The organism is Ignavibacteriota bacterium, from assembly GCA_016716225.1.
Classification (GTDB): domain Bacteria; phylum Bacteroidota; class Ignavibacteria; order Ignavibacteriales; family Melioribacteraceae.
In genome coordinates, this window is sequence record JADJWT010000001.1 from 671115 (window position 1) to 697622 (window position 26508).

Sequence of the window (26508 nt, forward strand, 5' to 3'; positions counted from 1 at the left end):
TTAGAAAAAGTAAAATTTATATTCTATTTTTTCATCAAAAAAACATATCCGCTAAAAATAAAAGTTGTAACTATTTGAATTAATATCGGTGTTGAAATTAAACTTCCATCAATAAATAACAAACTTAGCAATCCAAATTTTACTGCATAATATGCCATTTTACTTAATCCGATACTTAAAATCATTGATGCAAATTTATTTTTAATTTTTTCTGTTAAGAAAAAGAAAAGCCAAACATTTAGTAATAATTCGCCGGTAATTAAAAATGTTTTAATTAAATGCGGATGAGCAGAAATTACAAAAGAGAAAATAGGTAAAGTTGAAGCAATTATGTAAGCATTCTTTTTTGAAGTATGAGCAATTGATAAAATTAACATCAACCGCATTGGCTCAATAAAGTAGATGGGCAAAGCTGTTAAGTGAGAAAGTGCCGGCACCAAATAGATAAACGCTAATGCCATTATATCAAACACAGAACTTTTTATAATTTCTTTTTGACCAATTTTTCCTAAAACTGAATCCATTTTACACCTTTTGTATTTACGGTTTAAATATATCAAAATTAATATAGAATGGAAAAAGTTAGAAAATGTTGAGATGTTGAAATGAAAAAAATTAAAAAAGCCAATATTTGTCATTTCCGATGATTTTTACCGGAAGAGAGATTTCATAAATTAATTCTGAGATCTCTCAGTCTCCGTTAGCAAACGGATCACTTTTTCAAGATGACAAAATGTTTGTCAGTCCATAAAATGTTTCGGGGGAAAAAGGATTTTTCTTTAAAATGTTATTTCAATTTCCATAACTATAATTCAAAGATGCCATCTTTTAAAAAGATGGCATCTTTTTAAAGTTTTTTAAAATGAAAACAAAGATCAATATTGTTTTTATTTTCCTAGTCTCACTTTTTTCGTTTTACGTTTTCACGTTTTTACTTACTTGCGTTTAACATCCACAAAGATTTTTCTAACCAAGCAACATTTTCATCAACTAAAGCTTGAGTCGTTAAATCATTTTTGCTAGCGGCAATGTCTGAAGTTTTCTTAAACTCGCTTTTTAAATATTCAAAATCATTTATTAAGATATTTATTACTTCATTTGCAGAAAATTCTGATTTATTTTCTTCAGTAATTTTTGCTATTTCTAAATAACCTTTTAAAGTTGTTAATGGTTTTCCGCCAATTTGTAAAATTCTTTCTGCAACATCATCATAAACACCGGCAAAATAATCATAATATTCTTCGGTTTGTTTGTGAATTCCAAAAAAGTGCGGACCTTTAACATTCCAATGATAATTGTGAAGTTTTACATACAAAACTTGAACATCTGCCAAATTTTGATTGAGTTGTTTTACTAATTCTTTCATTACATTTTCCTTTCAAATAATTTATTTTAGATAATAATAATTATTATATTTAATTAAAAAAATACCACATTTTTCAATATGGCATAAATTTTTACAAAGATTTTTTACTGAAATACCAATCTGTGTATTCGTAACCTTCGTCTTTACGTTTTGCTTGAGCTTCTTGTGTTTGGGGTGGAGGAACAATTACTTTTTCTCCCGGTTTCCAATTTTCCGGGGTTGCAACTCCAAATTTCTGACTTGTCTGCAAAGCTTCAACAATTCTAAAAATTTCATCAATACTTCTTCCGTTAGTTAAAGGATAATATATCATCGATCTCAAAATTCCTTCTGCATCAATTATAAATACTGCACGAACTGCCGAAGTATCGGAAGCTCCGGGATGAATCATTCCATAAGCTTTTGCAACTTTCATATTTAAATCGTCAATAATAGGGAAAGGAATTTCTACATCAAAATTGTCTTTAATATTTTTTACCCAAGCCAAATGTGAGTAAATGCTATCAATACTTAAACCAATTACTTGTGTGTTTAATTTTTTGAAATCTTCATTTTTTCGTGCGAAAGCCAAAAATTCCGTTGTACAAACCGGTGTAAAATCTGCGGGATGTGAAAATAGTACAACCCATTTTCCTTTTAAATCTGATAATTTTATCATTCCGTGAGTTGTTTTTGCATTAAAATCCGGTGCTGGTTCATTAAGTCTTGGCAAACTAAATACTTGTGTTTCTTCCATTTTGTAACTCCTTATTTTGCAAGTGATTAAATTAATTTTAACTATATGATGAAGAAATTTCTAAAAGGATTCAAATTATTATTAGATAATAATTATTATTGATTCTCTAATTTCTGCAATCGCTGCAAATAATATTAAATTGAATATTATAATTAATAAAACTATGTTCAGATACAATATCCGGTAATTTGAGATTATTTAATTCCGGATCAGAAACATCAATAATTTTTTTACATTTTACGCAAACAACATGATGATGATTTTCAATTTCTGCTTCATAACGAACTGTTTCATGCAAAGGTGTAACAACAGAAATAATTCCTTTTTGCTCAAAAGTCTCCAAAGTTTTATAAACTGTTGCGAGAGAAATTGTTGGAAATTCACCTAAAATATTTTTGTGCACAGTTTCCGGTTTTGGGTGGCTTTTATCATTTATTAATGCTTTGTAAATTGCCAATCTTTGGGGAGTAACACTTAATGCATTAGTTCTACATTTATCAATAAATGAATTTATTTTTTCTTGTGTTTCCATTTGAAATTATTCTTAGTTGATAATTTTTATTAGATAATATATAAAATTTGCGATGTGATATCAAGATTGCTAAAATAAAAAAGGGTAAAATTTCTTTTACCCTTTCGAATTTAAATATGAAGTTGTTATTGTGTTGCTACAATTTTGTAGCTTTTCCTTAATTTTTCCGCATTACAAAACTCCAAATAAAAGTTTGATGCACTTTTATCTTCCTTTTTTTCCACAATTTGCGCGGAAAAACCTTGTGCAGTATGACGATCAATTAACAACTTAAAATATTTAGAGGCAATTCTGTTTGCTTCTTCAAGAGTGATGTTGGTCATTAAGTCTCCTGAGTTAATAATTTTTCAGAACAACCGTAAATTGATTATCGACATTTTCTGAAAAAATTAAATTACTTTTGAAAGCGGAAGTGAAATAATTGCTTCTACACCTTCATTTAATTTACTTTTTAACGAAATATTTCCATTATTAATTTTTACTAATAAATCAGCTAAAATTAATCCCAAACCGGTACCTTTTATTCTATTTGCTGAATTTAAAGTAATATCTTCATTAACTTTGAAAATCTTTGACATTTGCTCTTCTGAAATTCCGATTCCAAAATCCTTAATTTTAATATTTGTAATTTCGTTCAATTCATCAATTTCACAATTTATTAAAATATTTTCATTGCTTCCGGAATGTAAAATTGAATTTTCCAAAATGTAATAAATAGTTTTATTGAGAGATTCTGTATCTGCTTTAACAAAAATCTGAGAATTGTAATTAAACTTAATATTATTATTTTGAAATTTTCTAGAAATTAACTGAATTGAACTTTTAATTTGTTCATTCAAATTCAAATCAACAATTTCAATTTTTACTTTTCCAGTTTTGTAGTAAATCCACTCAAAAAATCTTTCCAAATATTTATTTGTGAAATGTGCGGATTTTATAATTTCGTTTAAGTAAAATTTCCGTTCTTCATCATCAAGTTGTTCATAATCTTCAAAAAGCAAATCGGAAAACCCTAACAATGTTGTAAACGGATTTTTAATATTATGAGAAATAATTGAAAAGAATTCGTTATTTTCCTTTGAAGCCGGAATTCCAGATGTAAAATTTGAATGCGAATTTTCCAAATTTTTAATATTCGTAAAATTATTAAAATAACTATCCATAATTAATTTGCTTTCAAGTTTTGTTTTTTCAATTAGACATTGCCTTTTTTAGTTATGTTTAACTTTGGAAAAAAATATTTTCTATATAAGTTTTTAATTTTATTTGCTGCTCTTCGTTTGTGTATCTTTTTTCAATTACTTTATTACACCTCATGAGAATTTTTTTGAAATTGCCGTTTCTTCTACTCTCTTCTGGTGTTTCTTTGATGTTAAGTTCCTTCTCTACTTCTTGCAATAAAATATAAGCAGATAAAGAAGTTTCGTAAGATAGCTCCATTATTAATACTCCCCTTTGTTAACTATGAAACTTGCCGGTTTTATTAGTTTGTTAATTATCATATTGGCTGAATTTCTTGCAATAACTATACCAAGGAATCTTAATTTTTTACCTGAAATCTTTTCGAAATCGTGGTAATTTTTGAATGTTTTTTATCAATAAATATTTAAAATTTAGCATAAAATTGAAGTTTGTCAATTTATGTTTACGTAATAAAACATACTTTTTGTCCATTTTAATAAAAAATTTTTGAGATTTCTAAATCATAATGACTCAATTTGAAATACAATTTTTGTAAGTGAATTGAATTTCCAACAAAAGAAATAGAAGACAGATAACAAAGAAAAAAGGGGTTACATTAAAATTTTATGTTTGGTAAAAATAGATTTTTGTTAGATTATGAATTTTCATTTTTACTAAAATAAAATTTCAGATTTTATTGTAGATATATTTTTTTTATTATAATATTTTAATCTATTAAAGCCACTGCATTAATCTAACACATAGAAATTTAATTTTTACTTCTTCAATGTGTGCTGAAACACAATACAGCATTTCGTTTTTCTATTATTTTCAAATAAAGATTGAGGCAAATAATCAAAATTATTTTTTTGATTTTATTTGATATAAAAGGATAAATTATTTTGATTAATTTTCGCTTCCAATTTTTGAAATAGGATTAAGAATTTATTAAATTTTATTATTGCGGAGTATAAAATGTTTAACGTATTATTAGTAGAAGACAATAGCGGAACTCAAATTTTACTTAAGAATATTCTTAAAAGAAAATTTTACTGCAATGTTTATACTGCAAAAGATGGAATTGAAGCTTTAAAACTTGTTCCTATCAGTAAACCAGATTTTATACTTCTTGATTATATGATGCCCAATATGGATGGTTATGATTTTCTTAAAGAATTACGACAAAGGAAAATGCACAGAAATATTCCGGTAATTGTAATCTCCGCAGTAAATGAAAAAACCTCATTAAACAAAATTTTAGCTTTAGGCGTTAAGGATTATATCTTAAAACCTTTTAACATTGAAACTACAATGGAAAAAATTGCTAAAGTTATGAATGAAAGAAATAAAGATCTTTCTCTAAGTTTGAAAAATCTTGAATCGAGAGTTACATTATTAGAAAGACAAAATAAAACTCTTAAGAAATTAAATTCTGAAACTTCTTTAATTGATAGAAGAATTTTTCTTAATTAAAGTTTTAGTTAAAAGTAGAAATTTGCTGATTTTCACTTCCATTTTCATGGATATGATCATCCAAAAAATCCAAATGATCAAATCCTGCAATTCCCATTAAATGAAGAGTTTCGTGTTTTTCAATTAATTCTTCAGCTAATTTAATATAAGATTTTGAAGCTTTGGATTCTTCATTAAATAAAATAATCGGTTTATTATAAAATGTTGATTCGGCTACTTCGGTATTCTTAGGAATTGTAGTTTTAAAAACTAAATTCGGATACTTTTCAAATAATTCTTTTTTTGCATTAAAAGCAGCACGCGTATTTATTTCATACATAGTTAAAAGTAAACCATCCACTTGAAGTTTAGGATTTTCAAATTTTTTAATTTCGTTTACAAAGTTCATCATTTTATCAACAGCTTCTAAAGAAAATTTGGATGACTTTACTGGAATTATTAAATAATCGGAAGCAATTAAACTATTTATTGTTGAGCCGTAAAGAAAAGGTGGGCAATCAATTATTACATAATCATATTTATGTTTTACTTGATCAACGGCAGTTTTGAGAACTGTTCTATCAGCTGTTAATCCGTTAAAAACAACTTCCTCATCATAATTAATTTTAGCAAAAGGAATAATTTCCAAATGTTGAAGTTCGGTTTTATGAATTACCGAATTAACGGATTTTGTTTTTTTGTATAAATCCAAAACATTACCAAAAATTTTATCTTCGTCATATCCAAAAGAAGAACTTGCATAACCGCTTGGATCTGCATCAAAAAGTAATGTTTTTTTATTTTGAAGTGAAAGTGCTACTGCAATATTGACTGCTGTAGTAGTTTTTCCTACTCCCCCTTTTGGAGCAGCCACAGATAGTACAATATTGTTCATATTTTATTTCATTTTCTTGAATTTTATCAAATAGATTAATTAATTTTTAATTAAAAGAATATTATAAATATAATAATATACCAATTGTGACTTATATCACTTTTTTAAAATTCTTTCAAAGAATATTAAAATCTAATTTTTTAATTCCCCCAAATTTGAAATTTTGTAAACCTAAACAAAAATTGATTTAATAAAATCTCTATTCATTCTTGCAATATTTGATACGGAAATTCCTTTGGGACATTCGGCTTCGCAAGCGTAAGTATTTGTACAGCTTCCAAATCCGGCTTCATCCATTGCCGCAACCATTGCTTCAACTCTTTCATATCTTTCCGGCTGTCCTTGAGGAAGCAAAGCAAATTGAGAAACTTTTGCACCGACAAATAACATTGCAGAAGAATTTTTACAAGCTGCAACGCAAGCTCCGCATCCGATACACTCGGCTGCATCTAATGCTAAAGAAGCTATTTCTTTAGATATTAAAATTGCATTTGCATCTGGAGCACTTCCAGTATTGAATGAAGTATAACCTCCAGCTTGCTGAATTTTATCAAAACCGCTTCTATCAACAATTAAATCTCTAATTATTTTAAATGCATTTGCTCTAAACGGTTCAATGAAAACAGTATCACCATCTTTAAAATTTCTCATATGCAACTGGCATGTTGCAGTTTTGGGTAATGGTCCATGCGGATGTCCATTAACCACTAATCCGCAAGTTCCGCAAATTCCTTCACGGCAATCACTCTCAAATGCAACAGGAATTTTTCCTTCTTTTTCTAAACGATTATTTAGATCATCTAACATTTCCAAAATTGATGCATGAGGTGAAACTGAAACTTTAAATTCTTCAAAATTTCCCTTTGAGTTTTCTGTTTGTTGACGCCAAATTTTTAATGTTAAATTAATATTCGAATGTGACATTATTTGTAACTCCTTGTAGCTAATTTAACATATTCAAAATTTAATTCTTCTTTGTGAAGATTCCACTTTCCGGCATTTTCATATTCCCAAGCGGCAACGTATGCATATTCTTCATCGTTTCTTACAGCTTCGCCGTCTTCGGTTTGATATTCTTCTCTAAAATGAGCACCACATGATTCATTTCTGTCTAAAGAATCAATTGCCATTAATTCCCCAAGTTCAAGAAAATCTGCAACTCTCCCGGCTCTTTCCAAAGTTTGATTTAAATCTTCACCTTTTCCAACAACTTTTACATCTTTCCAAAATTCTTCTCTTAAATCACTAATTGATTTTATTACTTTTTCTAATTTTGGTTTTTCTCTAGACATTCCGACATCTGCAATTAATAATTCACCTAATTTTCTGTGAATATCATCAACGGTTTGCTTTCCATTTATTGAAAGAAGTTTACTTATTTCATCTTTAACTTTCTTTTCAACTTCTTTAAATTCACTTTTTTCTGAAGATACTTTTTCTGGTTTTTCACTTGCAAAATAATTGCTTAAAGTATATGGAATTACAAAATAACCATCAGCCAAACCTTGCATCAAAGCACTTGCGCCAAGTCGGTTTGCGCCGTGATCAGAAAAATTAGCTTCGCCGAGAATAAATAATCCGTCAATTGTACTCATTAAATTATAATCAACCCAAAGCCCGCCCATTGTGTAATGAGGTGCTGGATAAATTTGCATTGGCACTTTATAAGGATTTTCTCCGGTAATATTTTCGTACATTTCAAAAAGATTGCCGTATTTTTCTTTAACTTTATCAATTCCAATTCGTTTAATTGCATCTGCAAAATCTAAATAAACAGAACGTCCGCCATTAACTCCTCTTCCTTCATCGCAAACGTATTTTGCACTTCTTGAAGAAACATCTCTCGGTGCTAAATTTCCAAATGAAGGATATCTTCTTTCAAGATAATAATCTCTTTCGTCTTCCGGAATATTATCCGGACTTCTATTTTCTCCAACTTTTTTTGGAACCCAAACTCTACCGTCATTTCTCAAACTTTCACTCATCAAAACTAATTTTGATTGTCCTTCTCCATGAAGCGGCAATGCAGTTGGATGAATTTGTGTAAAACATGGATTTGCAAAAAGTGCGCCTTTTTTATGTGCGCGCCAAATTGCTGTTGCATTGCAATTCATTGCACTTGTTGAAAGGAAGAAAACATTTGAATATCCGCCGGTTGCCAAAATTACTGCTTGTGCAGAATAACTTTCTATTTCTCCGGAAATTAAATTTCTTACTACTATTCCTTTTGCTTTTCCATCAACAATTACTATATCCAACATTTCTCTGCGGTGAAACATTTCAACATTTCCGTCATGAATTTGGCGATTTAAAGAGCTGTAAGCCCCAAGTAATAATTGCTGACCCGTTTCACCTCTTGCATAAAAAGTTCTTGAAACTTGAGCACCGCCGAAAGATCTATTTGCTAAAGTTCCGCCATATTCTCTTGCAAACGGAACTCCTTGTGCAACACATTGATCAATAATATCATTGCTAACTTCAGCTAATCTATGAACGTTTGCTTCACGTGAACGAAAATCTCCGCCTTTTACGGTATCATAAAATAATCTATAAATTGAGTCTCCATCATTCTGATAACTTTTTGCAGCATTAATTCCGCCTTGAGCAGCAATAGAGTGTGCTCTTCTCGAAGAATCATGATAAGTAAAAGTTTTAACTTTATATCCTAATTCTCCTAAAGTTGCAGCGGCAGATGCTCCGGCTAATCCGGTTCCAACAACTATAACTTCGTATTTTCTTTTATTTGCGGGATTCACAAGTTTCATATTAAACTTATGATTTGTCCATTTTTCTGAAATATGTCCTTCGGGAATTTTTGAATTTAACTTTATCATTATTTACCTCCCAGAGAAGCTATGTAAAAAAATACCGGAATTGATGCAAAACCAATTGTAATTACGATTGCAATAAAAGTTCCTAATCTTTCAACCATTGATGTGAATTTTGTATGTCGCAATCCGAATGTTTGAAACGCACTTTGAAATGCATGATTTAAGTGAATTCCTAAAAATATCATTACGATAAAATAAAAAATTGAAATTATCGGATTTGCAAATGCTTCTTGAACAATTACATAAAATGGAAATTCTACATTTAACTGATGAGCTTCAAAATTAAATGTTCTCCAAAATGTTGCAAGATGAATTATGAGAAAAACCAATATTATTATTCCAGAAACTGTCATATATCTTGAATAAAAAGTGCTGTTTTGAGATGAAGCATCAATTGCGTACTTATGCGGTTTAGCTTTTTTATTTTCAAAATATAATTTTAATGCATTGTAAATATGAAGAACAAAAATTGCAAGCAAAATAATTTCAACAATTCTTATCAATGGTTTGATTGATTCAAGCTGTTCAACATTACTGTTAAAAATTTCTGGTCCAGCGAAAAGTAATAAATTATTAATGAGGTGAACAACGAGAAAAAATAAAAGCGATAATCCCGTAATTGCCATAATAATTTTTTTTCCAATGGAAGAATTTAAGCGTTCCAAAAGCCAGCTCATTAATTACCTCCTAAGTGCAAATTGATTTTATTAAATTTTATTAGTAGTTCAATATTTTTGAATGGATTCAAAACAGACCTAATAGTATAATTTAGTGTATAAAGATAATTTAAAGCCTTGTTATATTCAAATAAGGATTTACATAATAAATATTTTTATTTCGTTTAATTCTAATTTATGTTTTATCAAGATACTTCAAATAATTCCAAATCTGCGCAATTTTAGCAAATCGGACTAAAAATTTCTAAACTATGCAATTTTTGTTGCGATAATTTTATTTAGAAAAATGTCATTATAAAAAATTCGAAAATTTACACAAACGATTGCCTAATGGAGTTGAAATGCGACCAAAAATTCAACCAACTGAAGTAGAGATGTTAATGCGAGATGATGATTTTATTGTCTCTAAAACTGATACAAAAGGTGTAATTAATTATTGTAACCGTATTTTTATGGAATTCGCAAAATATGAAGAACAAGAATTGCTTGGACAACAACATAATATTGTACGTCACCCAGATATGCCAAGATGTATTTTTAAATTGTTGTGGGATACACTTCAAGAGAAAAAGGAAATTAATGCTTATGTAAAAAACATGGCAAAAGACGGTTCATATTATTGGGTTGATGCAAATGTTACACCGGTTATTGATGATAGAGGATTAATTCAAGGATATTATTCAGTAAGAAGAAAACCAGATGCAAAAAAATTAGAAAAAGTAAAAAAAATTTATGGTCAATTACTTTCGGAAGAAAAAAAATTTGGTTCAAAAGAAGGATTATTAGCTTCAGAAAAATTACTCAATAAAATGTTAAAAGATGAAGGCAAAACCTATGAAGAATTTATTTTCAGTTTATAAGTTTACTTCCGTAAAAAGTATGATTTATAACCGCGCATTTATAATTGGTGCGCTGATGATTTTATCAACTATAGTTTTATTATTCAGATTTAATGAATTGAATCATAAAAGTGATGCTTTATGCAATTATTATGAACAAGTTGTAAAAGGAAATCAAGAATATTCCACTGAAAAAATTGAAGAATTAAAATCTACATCACCAATTATTTCAATAATTTTTTGGGGAAGTTTAGTTGTACTTTCGGTAGTTCTGCTTTTAATTGCTAATCAAATCATTAATTATATCGTTAATACGGTTTCGGTTATTGAACAGCAAATTAGATATCTACGGAACGGAAATCTTTCGGAAAGAATTACAAATATTAAACAAAAAGATGAATTCGGAAAAATCTGCTGGGATTTGAATGATGCAACAGATCAATTTGAAGCTTTGGTTAAAGAATTGTTGACTTCAATAAACTATGTTTCCCAGAAAAAATATTTTAGACCCGTTTTAACTAAAGGTTTAAAAGGATCGTTTTCTATAAGATTAAATGAAGCTGATTCACTTTTAAGAAAGTATACCCAGACACTTATTAGAGAAAAGAAAGAAATTGAAGAAAAAGCTTCTGAACTTTTGGGAGCGATGGATAAATTCTCAAAAGGTGATTTAACTGAACAATTAAAAGTTGATAACGAAACCGAACTTATGGGTAGATTATTTACCGGTTTTAATAATTCTGTAAGCAATATTCATCAAATGATTGAACATTTAAATGAAGCAGTAAATTCAACAATAAATGCAAGTACACAAATTGCTGCGGCAATTGAAGAAATGGCTGCTGCTTCGGAAGAGCAAAGCCGACAAACAAATGATATTACATCTGCAGTTGATGAAATGATTAAAACAGTTACAGAAACAACCAAGAACACTTCTACCGCAGCTGAATCTGCAAGAAATGCTGGATTCTTAGCTCAAGAAGGAAGCGATGTTGTTAGCAAAGCAGTAAATGCAATGGGACAAATTGCAAACATAGTTTCACAAGCTTCATCAAAAGTTGTTGGATTAGGAAAAGACAGCGATAAAATTGGTGAAATAATAAAAGTAATTGATGAAATTGCTGATCAGACAAATTTACTTGCCCTTAATGCCGCAATAGAAGCAGCAAGAGCCGGCGAGCACGGAAGAGGTTTTGCAGTAGTTGCCGATGAAGTTAGAAAATTAGCAGAAAGAACTTCAAAATCTACAGAAGAAATTGCTTCAATGATTCAACAAATTCAAACAGCAACAACAACTGTTGTTAAATCAATAAATGATGGAAATAAAGAAGTTGAATCCGGAATTAGTTTAGCGGAAAGTGCTGGAAAAGCAATTTTAGATATTGTAAACACAACAAATAATGTTGTAGATGAAATTAATCAAGTTGCAACTGCAAGCGAAGAACAGTCTTTAACATCCGGACAAATTGCAAAAAATATAGAAGCCGTAAATAATGTTATTTCCGAAACTTTATTGGGAATTCAACAAACTGCAAGAGCTGCCGATGATTTAAACAATATGACCGGAAATTTGCAAGAATTGATTAGCAAATTCAAAATTAAAAAGCAGCATTCGTATAATGAAAAATTTGCATTAAAGAAGCATCATAAAATATATGAACACGCTGAAGTTCATTAAGAAATATTTGAAAAATTAATTGGGGATTTAAAATGGAAAAAACAGCAAATACAACAATAATAACCGACGAATTGCTGCAGCTTGTAAGCTTTAAAATTGGAGACGCTGAATTTGGAGTTGATATTCTACGAGTTCAAGAAATTAATAAAATGATGGAATTAACTGTTGTACCAAACACTCCAAATTTTGTTGAAGGAGTTGTAAATCTTAGAGGAAGAATAATTCCAGTTTTAAATTTAAGATCAAGACTTGGCTTACAGGTAAAAGAGTACAATTCCGAAACAAGAATAATTGTTGTTGAAATTGAAGATAAGACTATTGGATTTATTGTTGATGAAGTGAAAGAAGTATTAAGAATTCCAAAAAGTATTACCGAAGCTCCTCCGGAAATTGTTACAGGCGTAGATTCAGATTACATAACAGCAATTGGGAAATTAGAAGATCGCTTAATAATTTTGCTTGATTTAACAAAGGTACTGTCAACATCAGAAATGAATTCTTTATAGAAATTAAGGCGGAATCAATGTTCTTTAATTCAGATGATAACATAAAAACAATTACAATTTTAATTAAGGAAAAAGACCAATCTATTATTAAATCTATTCTAGATTTTTTAAAGGACAAGAACAAAGATTTTACCGCAATGAAATATAAAACCGGTAAAATTGGTGAAGATGTTTTAGTTTCATTTAAAGTTAAGAAACAATTCTACGCACAAGTTTTAGAAAAATTTGCTTACAATGATATTCCGGTGATTATAAAAGATCAATCTGTTATTGATTTTATTGATGAAAAGAAAGAACACAAAAAACAAAAACTTAGAGCCCGTGGCTGGAAAGAAATTGGTGTTCACATAAAACAAATTACATTCCAAGAACTTGATCAATTAATTAGTGAAGGAAGAATTAAAGAAGTTGCTAAAGAAGCAAAAGGTGGAGTTGGTACAAATTCTGAGATAGTTCAAAAAGCAAAAAACTCTTTAACTCACACTGTTGATGTTGCCATTGAAAATCTTATAAGATATGCTGAAGAAAATCCAAATAAAAAGCAAAATGCAATAAATGAACTTTTAGATATTGCAACAGATTCCGATTTGAAACTTTTTCAAAAAAGAAGTGAAATGATCAAAGCCGGTGAAGCGGCAATTGCAATTGCAATAAATAATGAAGAACTTTATGATAATTTAATTTCAATTGCAAACAATAATAAAATTGAAAATATTCTTAATATAAAATCAACCGTTTATTTATCCGGATTAATTTTAAGTATTGATGAAAGCAATCAAGAACTTGAATCAGATAAACAAGTGGAACTTCCTGATGTTGTAAAATTATTAAACACTCGATGGTTAAAAATTGCTTTTGAAACTGTACAAAATAAATTAACTGACGAAGAAAAAAATAATTTTAATGAATTAATTTCTTTTATTGAACAAAAACGTAACGTTGCTTAATACGCTTTGATTTAATCACTTTTGTAAATTAAAATTAGTTTTGCGCTTTTAATTTATTTCAAATCTTTTTTCACAAAATTCTAAATTTAACATTTTTAATTCATTCAAAATTTTTGGATAAATTTCTGGGTGAGTTGGAATATGACATCCTTTCAATTTTAATTCATTTTGTAAAAGTAATTTAACGGCAATAGCCGCTGGAGCTCCTACAGTTTTTGCAATCGCAGTCATATTATTTTTTGGATCACCATAATCAACCAATGTAGAAATTATTTTTTCTTTTTTATTATTTGGATATTCAGCTTCAATTTCATGATGAAGAATAACCATATCTCTTTCACCTTTTGGTAAAGGTAATTTTCGTTTGATTAATTCAGTCATTAATTCAACTGAATTTTTAAAATTGCTACCAATTTTTTCATTGCTGAAAAGACCAAGAAATTCCAAATTTTTCATAATAATTCCGGTTGGATTGATACCCAAATAATTTGCAATTTTTAATTCCAAATTTGTTCCGGAAATATTTTGAGGTAAATACATTTCGGTAAAATCTCTATAAGATAAATTTTCAACTTCTGGTAATAATAAAGTTCCTTGTGTTAATCCTAATTTAATTAACTGAATCCAAGTTTCAGCCCAACCGGGATTTCTCAATGTTCCTCTAATTACCGTTTGAGAATTTTCAAGTTTAAAAACTTTTTGATAGAGTAATGAATCTCTGTTTGGATAAGCTTCGAATTTTCCCAGATTTTCAATTTCAACATTCCAAGTTCTATTAAATACTTGATGATAAGGAAGAATTTTCATTTTACCATTTTCTAAATATTGAGCACCGGCTTCTCCGGCTGTTACAACATTTGCCGGATTCCAAGTAATACAATAATTTAGCGGATTTGATTTTACTTCCGGAGCCGGTAATGCACTTCCGTACGAAATAAAACTTTTTATTTCGCCATCTTTTTCTCTAATCGCGGTTAAAATTTTCATTGCCGACATATTATCAATTCCGGGATCTAAACCCATTTCGTTCAATATCAGTATATCATTTTCCACTGCTGCACTATTCAATTCAGCAACTTTTGGATTTTCATATGAAGCGGTAACCATATGTTTTTTAAATTTCACACATTCGGTTGCAATTAAAAATTGAAACATCGGAGCTAAAAAATTTACAACAATATCACAATTTTTAATTTGATTTTCTCTTTGAATTTCATCGTTTACATCAAAATCAATTGCATTTCCGTTTGGATGATTATTTACAGATCTTTCAGCAAGTTTTACATCACGATCACAAACTGTAACAAACCAATTATTTTTTTCTGCTTCTGTAAGAAGATATTGAATTAGAAAAGGTGCGCTTTGTCCTGCACCGAGAATAAGAACTTTTTTCATGGTAAAACCTTAGAGAAAATTTAAGCAAATTTGTAAAAAACTTTTTTTATTTAGTAAACCTATAGAATATAGATTTTATTACAAATTCAATTTTATGATAAATATTTGTAAAGATATTCAAATTGCGGTGTAAGCTTTCCTTTGTGTGCAATTATTGCATTTTTAATTTCTTTTGAAATTTCTAATTCATTATAACATTTTGAATAATCTGTGTTTGCAATATTTTTTACAAAAGGCAAAAGTGAATTCCCAAAAAATTGGGATGATTCTATTGGCAATTCTGCCGGAAGTTTATCAACAGCTAAAACTACCGGACCGTTTCCTTCAATTCCGTCTATAACATTATTAGTCAGCGGTTCATAAACAAAAGTTGGATTTTTTGAATCAGTATTTTTCACTGTAATTTCTATTGAGCCTTCAATATCGCAGCTTATATCACCAATTACTTTTAGTTTATGATTTTTTTCAGATTTATATAATTCCTTCATAAACTTTTTTGTAACATGTTTGGGAAATTTATTTTCCCAATAAATTCCGTTGATCAGCAAAGTTAAGTTTGGAATATATTTTGAAAAAATACTTTCATATTCATTTGGATTTTTTACAAAGTGTTCAAAATTAAATTCATTTTGTGAAATATGTTTGTACATATCTTTTTCTCTGAATTCAACTTTGTAAACTACCTTATTCGAGAATTCCTTATTTTTAATAAAATTTTCCAATTCATTCGGTTTTATTTCAACAACCGGAAGCAGATTAAAAACATTTTGTGCACCTTTTGAAACATTTCCATAACCGGAAAATCCGGTGATTAAAGGAGTAATTTCTTGAGGCAAACCAATTTCTGAGATTTCTTTTCCTATTGATTTTATTGCTTCTTCGGCACTTTTCAGATTTTCATAATTTAGTGCTTGTTTAATTTTTGAAAGCGGAGTTTCAATTCCTTCGAGCAAAAATCTTTGGCCTAAGAGCCAAAGTGAATTTATCATTCCGGCATATCCGGCATAATTCCCAAAAAATATTTGTCTAAAACCTTTTTCATTTTTTACAAGTTCATAATCAATTAAAGTAATATTTTTTTCCAAAATTGCTTTAAGCATTGCCATGTTATAGGTTTGCGCTTTAATTGTGTGAGAAAAGAAAACGTATGTTTTATCTGAAATTAAATCTTGAACGGGAACTTCTTTTACTCCGAAAATTATATCGCAGTTTGATAAATCGTTTGAAATTTTTGCTCCGGAATTTAAATAGTCATTCGACGTGAAAATACGCTGCTCAGCTGGTTCAACATAAATTTCACAATTCTCTTCAGTTAATTTTTTTACATGATCCGGTGTAAGTGGTGATCTTCTTTCCGATGGATATTGTGTTTCTCTGCGAATACCGATTTTCATTGTAATGTTCCCCAATAAAAACAAAATTTAAGAACATTAAAAATATAGAAAAGAAAGTTGATTAAAAAATTCGGGTGATTTTAATCAATCACTACATTGATTGTTTTTGACTCTTAACAATGTTCACTTTTATTAATTCATAAATAATTTTTTCAGTTGCGCCAATATTTTTTTCGACATAATTTTTTGAAATTTCACCAATATTTTTTCTTTTTTCATCATTAATTAGTAATTCTCTAAAAACTTTATAAGCTTCAATTCTATCTTTAATTTCAATTCCACAACCGAGTTTTAACATTTTTCTTGCTTCTTGACTATTCTTATTTTTTGGACCAAAAATTACGGGAATTCCATAAACAGCGGGTTCTAAAACATTGTGAATTCCTTGTTTAAAACTTCCGCCAACATAAGCTAAATCTGCATAACGATAAAGTGTTAGCAAAACTCCGATAGAATCAACCAAAATTATTGATTCATCTTTATAATTATTTTTATATGAAAATCTTATTGTTGGAATTTCTCTAAAAGTGTATTCTAAAGCTTCAAGTCGTTGTATGGAAGGTTCATGCGGAACAACAATTGTGACAACATTTTTATCATACTTTAACAATTTTAATATTGCCGGAAATATTACTTCTTCGTCCGATTCCCAGGAACTTCCTAACGCGATAACTTTTTTGCCTTTAAAAATATCTAGTCTGAACAAATCCTTACTTTTTGCATTAATACTTTTTTGATAAACTCGGTCAAATCTTGTATCACCAACAACAGCTAATTTTTCTTCGGGAATATTAAATTCAATAAAATTTTGTTTATCCTTTTCACTAATTGTAAGAATTTTCAAAAAATCTTTAAATAAAACTTTATGAAAACTAATTGCCACGGGTAATTTTCTTTTTGAAGTTTTACTCATTGTTGCATCAACAATAAAAGTTGCAACTTTATATTTGCTTAAAACCCAAATAAAATTAGGCCAGAAATCATATCTCATAAATAATACTGCGGAAGGTTTTACTAAACTTACAAATCTTTTTGCATTGCTGAACGAATCAAAAGGGATGTAAGAAATAATATCTGAATGAGGATATTTTAAAGAATTATTATATCCGGAGGGAGAAAAAAAAGTTACTAAAATATTTACATTTGATGTACTTTTTATTTTTTCAATTATTGGTTTTGCTTGTTCAAACTCACCCATCGATGAAGAATGAATCCAAATGATTTTTTTGCTTCGGTCAATTTCGGTCAAGTTAATTATTAATTTTTCAAAAAGTCGATGCCTTCCTTTTATTCCTTCTCTAATTTTTTTATTGAACAAACTTAAGAAGTATAATGAAATTTTTAAAAACGGCAGAATGAGAAAGTTGTAAAAGTAAAACCAAAATGTTTTCATATATTTTTTATAAATTCCGAAGTTTTTTGAAATACAAATTGCGGAGTTATATCAAGCATGCATTTAAAATGTTTTTGCGGACATTCCGCCAACCCAATATGACTGCATGGTCTACAAGATAACGAATTATTTTCCAAAACTAAACTTTTTCCTTTATAAGGTGCAAAACCAAATTCTTTAACAGTTGAACCAAAAATTGCAATTACTGGAATATTTACAGCCAATGCCAAATGCATTAAACCGGAATCATTACAAATTACAACTTTACATTTTTTCATTACTTCAGCAGTTTTCAATAATTCATCATCGTTTGATAAGTTTACTGAATTAGGAATTTTATTAGATATTTTTTCGCAAATTTCCTTATCATCTTTTCCGCCAAAAAGTAAAATTGTTTTTTCGAAATTGGAAAACATATTTCCCAATTCTACAAAATATTCTTCTTTCCACATTTTTGTTTTATGTCGGGAACCTGGACAAAAACCAATTATATTTTCATCAATTTTAATTTGTTCACTTTTCCCAATAAAAATTTCCAAACCTTTTTCATCTAAGTTAAAATTGGGAATTGTATTTGCATATCTAACCGGAATTGGAATTATTTCTTTAAAAAGATTCCATTTAAATTTTACCAATAAAAATTTCTCAATCGATGGTTTTTTAAATCTCAAAATTTCTTTAGAAATTCCTTTAGATAATTTTCTGCTTCTTAAATTATTCTGAAGATCAATTACCAAATCATAATTTTGAGAAGAAAGATTTACGACTTTATTTTTTGATTTCGCAGTTAAAAATTCCCTCGAAATGACTGTTAATGAATTATCTTTTCTGTTTAATGAAATTACTGAATTGAGATTTGGATTAAAAATTACTGCATCTTTATATTCTTCACGCAATAAAAAATCTATTTTCAAATTTGGAAATTGATTATTAAGCGAACGAATTAATGGCGAAGTTAATAATATATCGCCGAGAGAGCTTAATCTAATTATTAAGATTTTATTAATTTTACCTAAATTCACAGTAAACAATTTTTGTTGAAAGAAATTTAAGCAATTAGATTTAAGCTTGCTAAACAGATATTGTGATATTATTTATTTATCTATATTTTTCAGTATAATTTTGAAGAAATTAGGAAAATTAAATGTCAACATTACCTCCGCCAAAAGTTAAACTTTTTTCAGAAGATTCGATGGAAAAAAAAGTATATAGTTTAGTAGATTCTCTTGAGCAGTACATTCCTATAATGAATGATAGAAACCGACTTTCATTTGCATTGCTTAATTATTTGAAAGGGCAAGGTGATGAACCATTTATAACCGTAAGAAATAATAAACTTACGTTAAAAGGTATTAACAAAGTTGAACTTGCAAAATTAATTGAAGAAAAATTAGCATCAATATAATAATTTATTGATTTTCAGCTTTTAAAAATTCCTCAGCTTTATCAACTGCATCTTTGCTTCCTATATAAATTGGAACACGCTGATGTAAATTTGTTGGCTGAATTTCTAAAATTCTTCTTGATCCGTCAATTGCTCTTCCGCCGGCTTGTTCAATAATAAAAGCCATAGGATTACATTCATACATTAATCTTAATTTTCCATCTGGATTTAAATTATCAGCCGGATAAATAAAAATTCCACCATATAACATATTTCGATGAATATCCGCAACCATTGATCCAATATATCTTGCGGAATATGGCTTTCGTCCTCTATTATCAGCATCTTGAATATATTTAATATATTTCTTCAAACCCGGATGCCAGTATTTATAATTTCCTTCATTGATGCTGTAAATATTTGCTTTCTCGGGAATTTTAATATTTCTGTGGGAAAGTAAAAATTCACCGAAAGCTGGATCAAGTGTAAAACCGTGAACTCCATCTCCAACCGTATAGACGAAAATTGTGCTTGAACCATAAACAATATAGCCAGCTGCAACTTGCTTCAATCCTGGCTGTAAGCAATCTTCCAATGTTCCGCCCGAACCATCATCTATAGTAACTCTTTTATAAATTGAAAAAATTGTTCCAATACTCACGTTAACATCAATATTTGAAGAACCGTCAAGCGGATCAAAAAGTAAAACATATTTTCCCTTGCTGTGATAATCGGGAATATGTAAAATATCCTCTTCCTCCTCTGAAGCCATTACACAAAGGTGTCCGCCGTGATCCATAGCTTTAAACAAAGTTTCGTGAGCAAAAATATCTAATTTCTTTACTTTTTCTCCATGAATATTATTATGCCCGGCAAAACCAATTATATCAACCAAACCGGCTTTGTTTACTTCTAAAGAAATTACTTTAGCGGCTAAAGAAAGTTCGTGCAGCAAATCAGAAAGTTCACCGGTTGCGCCGGGATGCCTTTTTTCTCCCTCGTAAATATGTCTTGTTAACGTCATAAAATTAATTGCCATAAATTCTCCTTTTAAGAAAATTCTTTCAGCTCTTGTTCTTTGTACTGAAGCTGATACAATTTATAGTAAATTCCTTTTTGTGAAAGTAAATTTTGGTGAGTTCCCATTTCACGAATTTCACCTTTATGCATAACAATTATTTTATCAGCGTTTTGAATTGTTGAAAGTCGATGTGCAATTACTATTGATGTTCTACCGACTAATAATTTTTCAATTGCATTTTTTATAAGAATTTCTGTTTCAGTATCAACGCTTGATGTTGCTTCATCTAAAATTAAAATTTGTGGATCATAAGCTAAAGCTCGGGCAAATGAAATTAGTTGTTTTTGTCCAACACTAAGCGACGAGCCTTTTTCTTTCACTTCTTGATTATATTTCTGAGGAAGTTTTTCAATAAATTTATCTGCACCAACTATATGTGCGGCTTTTTCAATTTCTTGATCGGAAATATCTTCTGAGTTTAATCCGATATTTGATTTTATATCACCGGAAAAAAGATATACGTCTTGCAAAACAACTGATATTTTTTTTCTTAATTCGTGTTTACTTAAATCTTTGATGTTAATTCCATCAATTAATATTTCACCTTTTTCAATATCGTAAAATCTTGTAAGCAGACTTATAATACTTGTCTTTCCGGCACCGGTTGCACCAACAATTGCAACAGTTTCACCGGGATTAATTTTGAACGAAACATTTTTTAATACATTTTCATCACTGTTGTAAGCAAAAGTTACATTTTTAAATTCAACTTCACCCTTGAATTTATTGATGATTTTAGGATTTTCCGGATTTTCAATTATTGTTTTATCATCTAAAACTTCAAAAATTCTTTCCGATGCAGCCATTGCTGTTTGCATAATATTATATTTTTCCGAAAGATCGCGTATTGGTCTGAAGAACATTTCAGTATATTGAATAAATGCAAATAAAATTCCAATTGTCATTGTGCTTTGAATTACACTTCCACCGCCGTACCAAATGATTAAAGCAATAGAAATTGAACTAAGTATTTCTACAGTCGGAAAAAAAACTGCATAGTAATAAATTGATTTTATAATTGCATTTTTGTAATCGGAATTGATTGAAAGAAATTTTTTAAACTCCTCTTTTTCCCTATTGAAAATTTGGACAACATTCATTCCAGTTATGTGTTCCTGCATATAAGAATTTAATTTTGATAATTGCTTTCTCTCTTTTCTGTACGCATCTCTAACTTTTTTTCTGAATAAAAATGTTGCATAAAATAATATTGGTAATACAGAAAGTGTAATAAGCGCAAGTTCCCACGACATGAAAAACATAAATCCGAAAATCCAAATAATCGTAAACACATCACTGAATACAGTTACAATTCCGGAAGAAAATAATTCATTCAAAGCTTCAACATCATTTGTAACTCTTGTAACAATTTTCCCAATAGGAGTTTTATCAAAATATTTTAATGATAGTTTTTGAATATGTTCAAATAATTTCACACGTAAATCAAAAATTATTTTTTGTCCCATTAATTGTGTGAAATACGTTAGTGCATATTGAATTGCCGCTTGAAATATTAACGATGCAAATAACACTAAAATTATTAATAAAAGTCCATGATAATCTTTATGAACAATTGAATCATCAATTGCAATTTTTGTTAAATATGGACGAACTGGACCAAGTCCAGCAACAAGAATATTTAGAAGAATTCCGGCAACAATATACTTTTTATACGGCTTTGCATAAGCCAGCAAACGTTTCATTAATTTCGAATCGTATGCTTTCCCTTTTATTTCATCAACTTCTTCTTCTTTACTCATTATTCAATTTCTTTCAATTCTTCTTCAAGTAACTGTTTATTATTTAGATCGGCATAAATTCCATCTAATTTAACTAATTCATCATGAGTTCCTTTTTCAACAATTTCACCATTCTGTAACACAATAATTTTATCTGCATTTTTTACTGTTGAAATTCTATGACTAATAATTATGCTTGTTCTTCCATTCATATAATTTTTTAATTTGCTAAGAATTTCTTCTTCGGTATTTGTATCAACCGCTGAAAATGAATCATCAAGAATTAATATTTTGGGATTGATCGCTAAAGCCCTTGATAAGCTTGTTCTTTGCTTTTGTCCGCCGGAAAGAGTAATTCCTCTTTCTCCAAGAATTGTTTCGTAACCTTTGGAAAATGTATCAATATCTTTTTTGAGTTGAGATATTTCAGCAATTTGATTTATAAATTCCAGCTGAGGATTTTCAACTCCATATGCAATATTATTAAACAAAGTATCAGAGAATAAAAATGTTTCTTGCGAAACCATTCCAATACTTTTTCTTAAAATATTTCGAGAAATATTTTTTATGTTAATTCCATCAATTAAAATTTCACCGTTTGTCGTATCAAACAATCTTGGAATTAAATTTATTAAACTTGTTTTCCCGCTTCCGGTATGACCAATAATTGCAAGTGAACTTCCAACCGGAATTTTTATACTAATATTTTTTAAAACTTCCGGTAATTGATTTCCATATTTGAAAGAAACATTTCTAAATTCAATTTCTCCATTAATTTCAGAAATTTCATTTTTGATTTCCGAATCTTTTACATCATCAATTTCATTAAATATTTTCAATAATCTTTTCATACTTGCTGCGGCTTGTTGAATTAAGTTTGTAACCCAGCCAAATGCAATTACCGGCCAAATCAGCAAACTTAGATATGCAACAAATGCAACTATTTCACCTAAAGTAAGTTTTCCATCAATAACCATAGAGCCGCCAAGCCATATTACTACAATAATAGAAATTCCCGAAATGAGAAATAAAATCGGCATAAAGAAAGCTTGAATTTTTACTTGATCCATATTTCTATGCAAATATTCGCTGCTCAATTTTGTGAATTGTTTTAATTCATCTTTTTCTCTAACGTAAGATTTTACAACTCTAATTCCGGAAAAACTTTCTTGTGCTTTTGCGGTAAGTTCGCTAAACTTTTCCTGAATCCTTGTAAATTTTAAATGAATTTTTTTGCTCAGTTTATAAACAAAAAATGAAAGAATCGGAAGCGGGATCAACGCATAAATTGTAAGCCACGTGTTCAAACTTAACATCAGAACAATAACAATTAAAAATTTTGAAACGTTATCCAATGTGTACATAACTGCTGGACCAATATACATTCTTACGGCACTAATATCGTTTGTTGCATGTGCCATAATGCTTCCGGTTGAATTATTTTGAAAAAATCTTGTTGGAAGTTTTTGAATATGCGCCCAAAAATCACTTCTCAAATCATATTCAATTTTACGCGAAACCAATATTATTGTTGTGCGAATTAAAAATCTAAAAATGCCACCGAGAATTGCTGTTCCAACGATAAGTAATGAATATTTTAAAATTAAATCATGACTAATATTTTTCTGGAGTGCATCAATACTTTCCTTAAGTAAAATTGGAATATAAACTTGAGCTGCATTAGAAAGTAATATGAAAATTATTCCCAGCAAAAGTGTGAATTTATATTTTAGAAAATATTTGTTTAACGTTAAAAGTGATTTCATAAAGTACTTTCATATCAATAAAAATTTCAAAGTATAATTTATCATAAAAAATAATGAGACGTTTGGTAAAATTTATTATAGAACTTCCATAATAATATCCAAAAAACAAAACTCAATTCACAAACAAATTACAATTCAGAAATAAGAAATCAACAACTTCAACTTTAGCAAAAAATATTTCTTTTTAATACTGGTTTGAAAATTTGTTTTTAGAATTTGAAATTTGAAGTTTGTTATTTGGAATTTACAAAATCAGTTTTCAAAATTAATTTTTGTTCATAGTGATAAAAACAAAAGTAAAAATGCAGAATATTTTTGTACTAAACCTAAGTATTTACCAACTTCACCCAAATTATAATTTGGTTGATTTTTATAAAATTCGGAAATCGATTTCATTATGAATTCTTTATGCTGATTATGTTCTATCATTTGATTTGCTAAACTTAAATTTGGATCAAATTCACTCATCATTTTAAAGTGCATGAATAATTCCTTTATATTTTTTAAACTATCAACACAAATAGAATTTTTATTTGTTTCTAATTCAAAACTTTCGAAAGATAAATTATTTTGAAGTGAATTATTTATTGAATCAATCAAATTAATTCGGAGAAATTTTAGGGAATCTTGAGCAAATTGATTTTGGGAAAAAATCAATAAAATGAAAAATATCTTTAAATGAAGTTTTTTCATTATTAAAATTTAAAATGAATAACTTTTATAAATCCAATTCAATAATTTTGTTTCAAAAGGTATTGTATGAATAATAATATTTTGTTCTTTAGAAATGCTGCGGAATTAAGAAAATGGTTTGAAAAAAATCATGAAACAGAAAAAGAATTATTGTTGGGGTTTTATAAAGTTCAAACTAAAAAGCCAACTGTTACTTGGTCTGAATCTGTTGATGTCGCAATTTGTTTCGGCTGGATTGACGGGATTCGAAGATCAATAAATGAGGAAAGTTATTACAATAGATTTACTCCACGAAATCCTAAAAGTAATTGGAGTGCAATAAATATTGATAAGTTTGAAAGATTATCAAAACTTGGATTGGTTCATAAAAAAGGATTTGAAGCTTTTGATAAAAAGACTGTAGAAAAATCAAAAGTATATTCTTACGAAAGAAAAAATGTAAAACTTTCTAAAGAATTTGAAAATGAAATTAAGAAAAATAAAATTGCTTGGGAATACTTTAGTAAACTTCCACCTTCCGCAAAACATATAACAATTTATTGGGTAATGAGCGCTAAAAGAGAAGAGACACAAAAAAGCAGATTAAATATTTTGATTGAATCTTCCGAACAAAATTTGAGAATACCCATTTTAAGAAGATGAGATTTAAAGAAGACAAAATTCAGAAAATTATTTTTAAAGATGCAATCTTTTAAAAAGATCGCATCTTTGAAAAGATTTATTAAGTTGGAAATTTTATCCGATTATATTAAACCCAGTATATTTCTGCAAAACTTTTGGAACAATAATTTTTCCTTCCGGTGTTTGATTATTTTCCAGAATTGAAACCATTAATCTGCTTGTAGCCAATCCCGAACCATTTAAAGTATGAACAAATTCCGGTTTTTTGTCATCTTTTTTTCTGAATTTAATATTAGCTCTTCTTGCTTGGAACGATTCAAAGTTACTGCACGAAGAAGCTTCAAGCCATTTATTTTCCGCCGGCGACCAAGTTTCAATATCATAACATTTTGATGCGGCAAAGCTTAAATCACCGCTGCACAACATTAAAATTCTATATGGAACTTTTAATTCCTTTAAAATATCTTCAGCATCGGAAACTAATTTTTCTAAATGATCATAAGAGCCTTCCGGATTTACAATTTTAACCATTTCAACTTTATTGAATTGATGAACTCTTAAAAATCCTTTTGATTCTTTTCCGTAACTTCCGGCTTCTCTTCTGAAACATGCTGAATAAGCAACGTAATTAATTGGAAGCTGATCTTCATTTAAAATTTCATCTCTATGTAAATTTGTAACCGGAACTTCTGCAGTTGGAACTAAATATAAATCGTCTCTTTCGGCATAATACATATCCTCTTGCATTTTCGGTAATTGTCCGGTGCCAAACATTGATTCAGCATTAACCATAAACGGTGGAAATATTTCTTTATATCCATGATGTTCAAGATGATAATCGAGCATAAAATTAATAAGTGCTCTTTCTAAAGTTGCACCTTTGCCAACATAAACCGGAAATCCCGAACCGGAAATTTTTGCGCCGCGCTCAAAATCTAAAATTCCAAGTTTGCTTCCAAGCTCCAAATGATTTAATGGTTTTTCAACCGGTGATTTTTCAAATCCTTCCGGTAGCCATTGTCTTGCTTCAACGTTATCTTCTGCACTTTTACCAATTGGGGATGATGAATGTGGCAAGTTTGGCAATCTAATCATTTTGTCATGAAGATTATCATTTATTTCTTTTAACTCATCATCTAACTTTTTAATATCATCACCGACTTGCTTCATCTCTGCCATAATTGCTTCTGCATTTAGACCAGCTTTTTTCAGTTTACCAATTTCTTGAGATGCAGAATTTCTTTTTGCTTTTAGATCTTCAACTTTTTGCAGTTTTTCTCTTCTAGATGAATCAAGCAAAATAATTTCATCAATTCCATTTTTAACGTTTTTACTTTCCAAACCTTTGTTAACAAACTCGGGATTTTCTCTAATTAATTTTATGTCTAACATATTTCCTTC

Annotated in this window: 27 protein-coding genes; 7 read left to right on the forward strand and 20 right to left on the reverse strand. The window is 28.9% G+C overall.

Annotation, left to right across the window (positions count from 1 at the left end):
* Positions 1 to 23: 23 nt before the first annotated feature.
* From IPM32_02840 to IPM32_02870, 7 genes are all read right to left on the reverse strand, one after another.
* Positions 24 to 524 (reverse strand): hypothetical protein, encoded by a 501-nt coding sequence (locus IPM32_02840; protein MBK8944185.1) that lies wholly within the window; start codon positions 522 to 524, stop codon positions 24 to 26.
* 407 nt (positions 525 to 931) lie between these two features.
* A complete protein-coding gene (locus tag IPM32_02845) occupies positions 932 to 1366 on the reverse strand; it encodes a DNA starvation/stationary phase protection protein (GenBank protein ID MBK8944186.1) in 435 nt (144 codons plus the stop codon).
* Positions 1367 to 1457: 91 nt separating this feature from the next.
* Positions 1458 to 2102, reverse strand: a complete 645-nt coding sequence (locus IPM32_02850; protein ID MBK8944187.1) for a peroxiredoxin — start codon at positions 2100 to 2102, stop codon at positions 1458 to 1460.
* Positions 2103 to 2208: 106 nt separating this feature from the next.
* Entirely contained in the window at positions 2209 to 2634 is a 426-nt protein-coding gene (locus IPM32_02855) for a transcriptional repressor (GenBank protein ID MBK8944188.1), read from the reverse strand.
* A gap of 125 nt (positions 2635 to 2759) precedes the next feature.
* Positions 2760 to 2957, reverse strand: a complete 198-nt coding sequence (locus IPM32_02860) for a hypothetical protein (protein MBK8944189.1) — start codon at positions 2955 to 2957, stop codon at positions 2760 to 2762.
* Positions 2958 to 3023: 66 nt separating this feature from the next.
* On the reverse strand, positions 3024 to 3797 hold the full coding sequence (locus IPM32_02865; GenBank protein ID MBK8944190.1) for a HAMP domain-containing histidine kinase: 774 nt from the start codon (positions 3795 to 3797) through the stop codon (positions 3024 to 3026).
* A gap of 58 nt (positions 3798 to 3855) precedes the next feature.
* Positions 3856 to 4074 carry a hypothetical protein gene (locus tag IPM32_02870; GenBank protein MBK8944191.1) on the reverse strand — a complete coding sequence of 73 codons (219 nt, stop codon included), beginning with the start codon at positions 4072 to 4074 and terminating at the stop codon, positions 3856 to 3858.
* A 717-nt stretch (positions 4075 to 4791) separates the two neighbouring features.
* On the opposite strand from IPM32_02870, the gene IPM32_02875 reads away from it, so the two are divergent.
* Complete coding sequence (locus tag IPM32_02875; GenBank protein MBK8944192.1) at positions 4792 to 5289, forward strand: response regulator; 498 nt, start codon at positions 4792 to 4794, stop codon at positions 5287 to 5289.
* A 4-nt stretch (positions 5290 to 5293) separates the two neighbouring features.
* Here IPM32_02875 and IPM32_02880 read toward each other — a convergent pair whose 3' ends face one another.
* The 4 genes from IPM32_02880 to IPM32_02895 all read right to left on the reverse strand — a co-directional run bounded on the left by IPM32_02880 (position 5294) and on the right by IPM32_02895 (position 9671).
* A complete protein-coding gene (locus tag IPM32_02880) occupies positions 5294 to 6163 on the reverse strand; it encodes a ParA family protein (protein ID MBK8944193.1) in 870 nt (289 codons plus the stop codon).
* A 171-nt stretch (positions 6164 to 6334) separates the two neighbouring features.
* A complete protein-coding gene (locus tag IPM32_02885) occupies positions 6335 to 7087 on the reverse strand; it encodes a succinate dehydrogenase/fumarate reductase iron-sulfur subunit (protein ID MBK8944194.1) in 753 nt (250 codons plus the stop codon).
* Complete coding sequence (locus IPM32_02890; protein ID MBK8944195.1) at positions 7087 to 8997, reverse strand: fumarate reductase/succinate dehydrogenase flavoprotein subunit; 1911 nt, start codon at positions 8995 to 8997, stop codon at positions 7087 to 7089. The genes IPM32_02885 and IPM32_02890 overlap by 1 nt, the downstream gene beginning before the upstream one ends.
* Positions 8997 to 9671 (reverse strand): succinate dehydrogenase cytochrome b subunit, encoded by a 675-nt coding sequence (locus tag IPM32_02895; GenBank protein ID MBK8944196.1) that lies wholly within the window; start codon positions 9669 to 9671, stop codon positions 8997 to 8999. Before IPM32_02895 ends, IPM32_02890 begins: the two co-directional genes overlap by 1 nt.
* A 341-nt stretch (positions 9672 to 10012) precedes the next feature.
* Here IPM32_02895 and IPM32_02900 point away from each other — a divergent pair, with 341 nt between their 5' ends.
* Genes IPM32_02900 through IPM32_02915 form a run of 4 tightly spaced genes read left to right on the forward strand, consistent with a single transcriptional unit; the run spans position 10013 to position 13641 of the window.
* Positions 10013 to 10531, forward strand: coding sequence for a PAS domain-containing protein (locus IPM32_02900; GenBank protein ID MBK8944197.1), 519 nt, complete (start codon positions 10013 to 10015; stop codon positions 10529 to 10531).
* On the forward strand, positions 10506 to 12188 hold the full coding sequence (locus IPM32_02905; protein MBK8944198.1) for a methyl-accepting chemotaxis protein: 1683 nt from the start codon (positions 10506 to 10508) through the stop codon (positions 12186 to 12188). Before IPM32_02900 ends, IPM32_02905 begins: the two co-directional genes overlap by 26 nt.
* A 32-nt stretch (positions 12189 to 12220) precedes the next feature.
* On the forward strand, positions 12221 to 12694 hold the full coding sequence (locus IPM32_02910) for a chemotaxis protein CheW (protein MBK8944199.1): 474 nt from the start codon (positions 12221 to 12223) through the stop codon (positions 12692 to 12694).
* 17 nt (positions 12695 to 12711) lie between these two features.
* Positions 12712 to 13641 carry a hypothetical protein gene (locus IPM32_02915; GenBank protein MBK8944200.1) on the forward strand — a complete coding sequence of 310 codons (930 nt, stop codon included), beginning with the start codon at positions 12712 to 12714 and terminating at the stop codon, positions 13639 to 13641.
* Positions 13642 to 13689: 48 nt separating this feature from the next.
* On the opposite strand, the gene IPM32_02920 is transcribed toward IPM32_02915, so the two are convergent.
* From IPM32_02920 to IPM32_02935, 4 genes are all read right to left on the reverse strand, one after another.
* A complete protein-coding gene (locus IPM32_02920; GenBank protein ID MBK8944201.1) occupies positions 13690 to 15036 on the reverse strand; it encodes a saccharopine dehydrogenase NADP-binding domain-containing protein in 1347 nt (448 codons plus the stop codon).
* 92 nt (positions 15037 to 15128) lie between these two features.
* Positions 15129 to 16430 (reverse strand): hypothetical protein, encoded by a 1302-nt coding sequence (locus IPM32_02925; GenBank protein ID MBK8944202.1) that lies wholly within the window; start codon positions 16428 to 16430, stop codon positions 15129 to 15131.
* A gap of 91 nt (positions 16431 to 16521) precedes the next feature.
* Positions 16522 to 17823, reverse strand: coding sequence for a 3-deoxy-D-manno-octulosonic acid transferase (locus IPM32_02930; protein MBK8944203.1), 1302 nt, complete (start codon positions 17821 to 17823; stop codon positions 16522 to 16524).
* The gene (locus tag IPM32_02935; GenBank protein ID MBK8944204.1) at positions 17820 to 18845 is read right to left on the reverse strand and encodes a glycosyltransferase family 9 protein; all 1026 of its coding nucleotides are present in this window, start codon (positions 18843 to 18845) and stop codon (positions 17820 to 17822) included. The genes IPM32_02930 and IPM32_02935 overlap by 4 nt, the downstream gene beginning before the upstream one ends.
* 122 nt (positions 18846 to 18967) lie before the next feature.
* Here IPM32_02935 and IPM32_02940 point away from each other — a divergent pair, with 122 nt between their 5' ends.
* Positions 18968 to 19228, forward strand: a complete 261-nt coding sequence (locus IPM32_02940) for a hypothetical protein (GenBank protein ID MBK8944205.1) — start codon at positions 18968 to 18970, stop codon at positions 19226 to 19228.
* Between the two features lie 4 nt (positions 19229 to 19232).
* On the opposite strand, the gene fbp is transcribed toward IPM32_02940, so the two are convergent.
* The 4 genes from fbp to IPM32_02960 all read right to left on the reverse strand — a co-directional run bounded on the left by fbp (position 19233) and on the right by IPM32_02960 (position 24393).
* Positions 19233 to 20246, reverse strand: a complete 1014-nt coding sequence (fbp, locus tag IPM32_02945; protein MBK8944206.1) for a class 1 fructose-bisphosphatase — start codon at positions 20244 to 20246, stop codon at positions 19233 to 19235.
* An 11-nt stretch (positions 20247 to 20257) separates the two neighbouring features.
* On the reverse strand, positions 20258 to 22048 hold the full coding sequence (locus tag IPM32_02950; protein ID MBK8944207.1) for an ABC transporter ATP-binding protein: 1791 nt from the start codon (positions 22046 to 22048) through the stop codon (positions 20258 to 20260).
* Entirely contained in the window at positions 22048 to 23793 is a 1746-nt protein-coding gene (locus tag IPM32_02955) for an ABC transporter ATP-binding protein (GenBank protein ID MBK8944208.1), read from the reverse strand. Before IPM32_02955 ends, IPM32_02950 begins: the two co-directional genes overlap by 1 nt.
* Positions 23794 to 24069: 276 nt before the next feature.
* Positions 24070 to 24393: a hypothetical protein gene (locus tag IPM32_02960; protein MBK8944209.1), complete on the reverse strand. Its 324-nt coding sequence runs from the start codon at positions 24391 to 24393 to the stop codon at positions 24070 to 24072.
* Between the two features lie 159 nt (positions 24394 to 24552).
* Here IPM32_02960 and IPM32_02965 point away from each other — a divergent pair, with 159 nt between their 5' ends.
* Entirely contained in the window at positions 24553 to 25128 is a 576-nt protein-coding gene (locus tag IPM32_02965) for a YdeI/OmpD-associated family protein (protein ID MBK8944210.1), read from the forward strand.
* Between the two features lie 93 nt (positions 25129 to 25221).
* On the opposite strand, the gene serS is transcribed toward IPM32_02965, so the two are convergent.
* Positions 25222 to 26499, reverse strand: a complete 1278-nt coding sequence (gene serS / locus IPM32_02970; protein MBK8944211.1) for a serine--tRNA ligase — start codon at positions 26497 to 26499, stop codon at positions 25222 to 25224.
* Positions 26500 to 26508 lie beyond the last annotated feature (9 nt).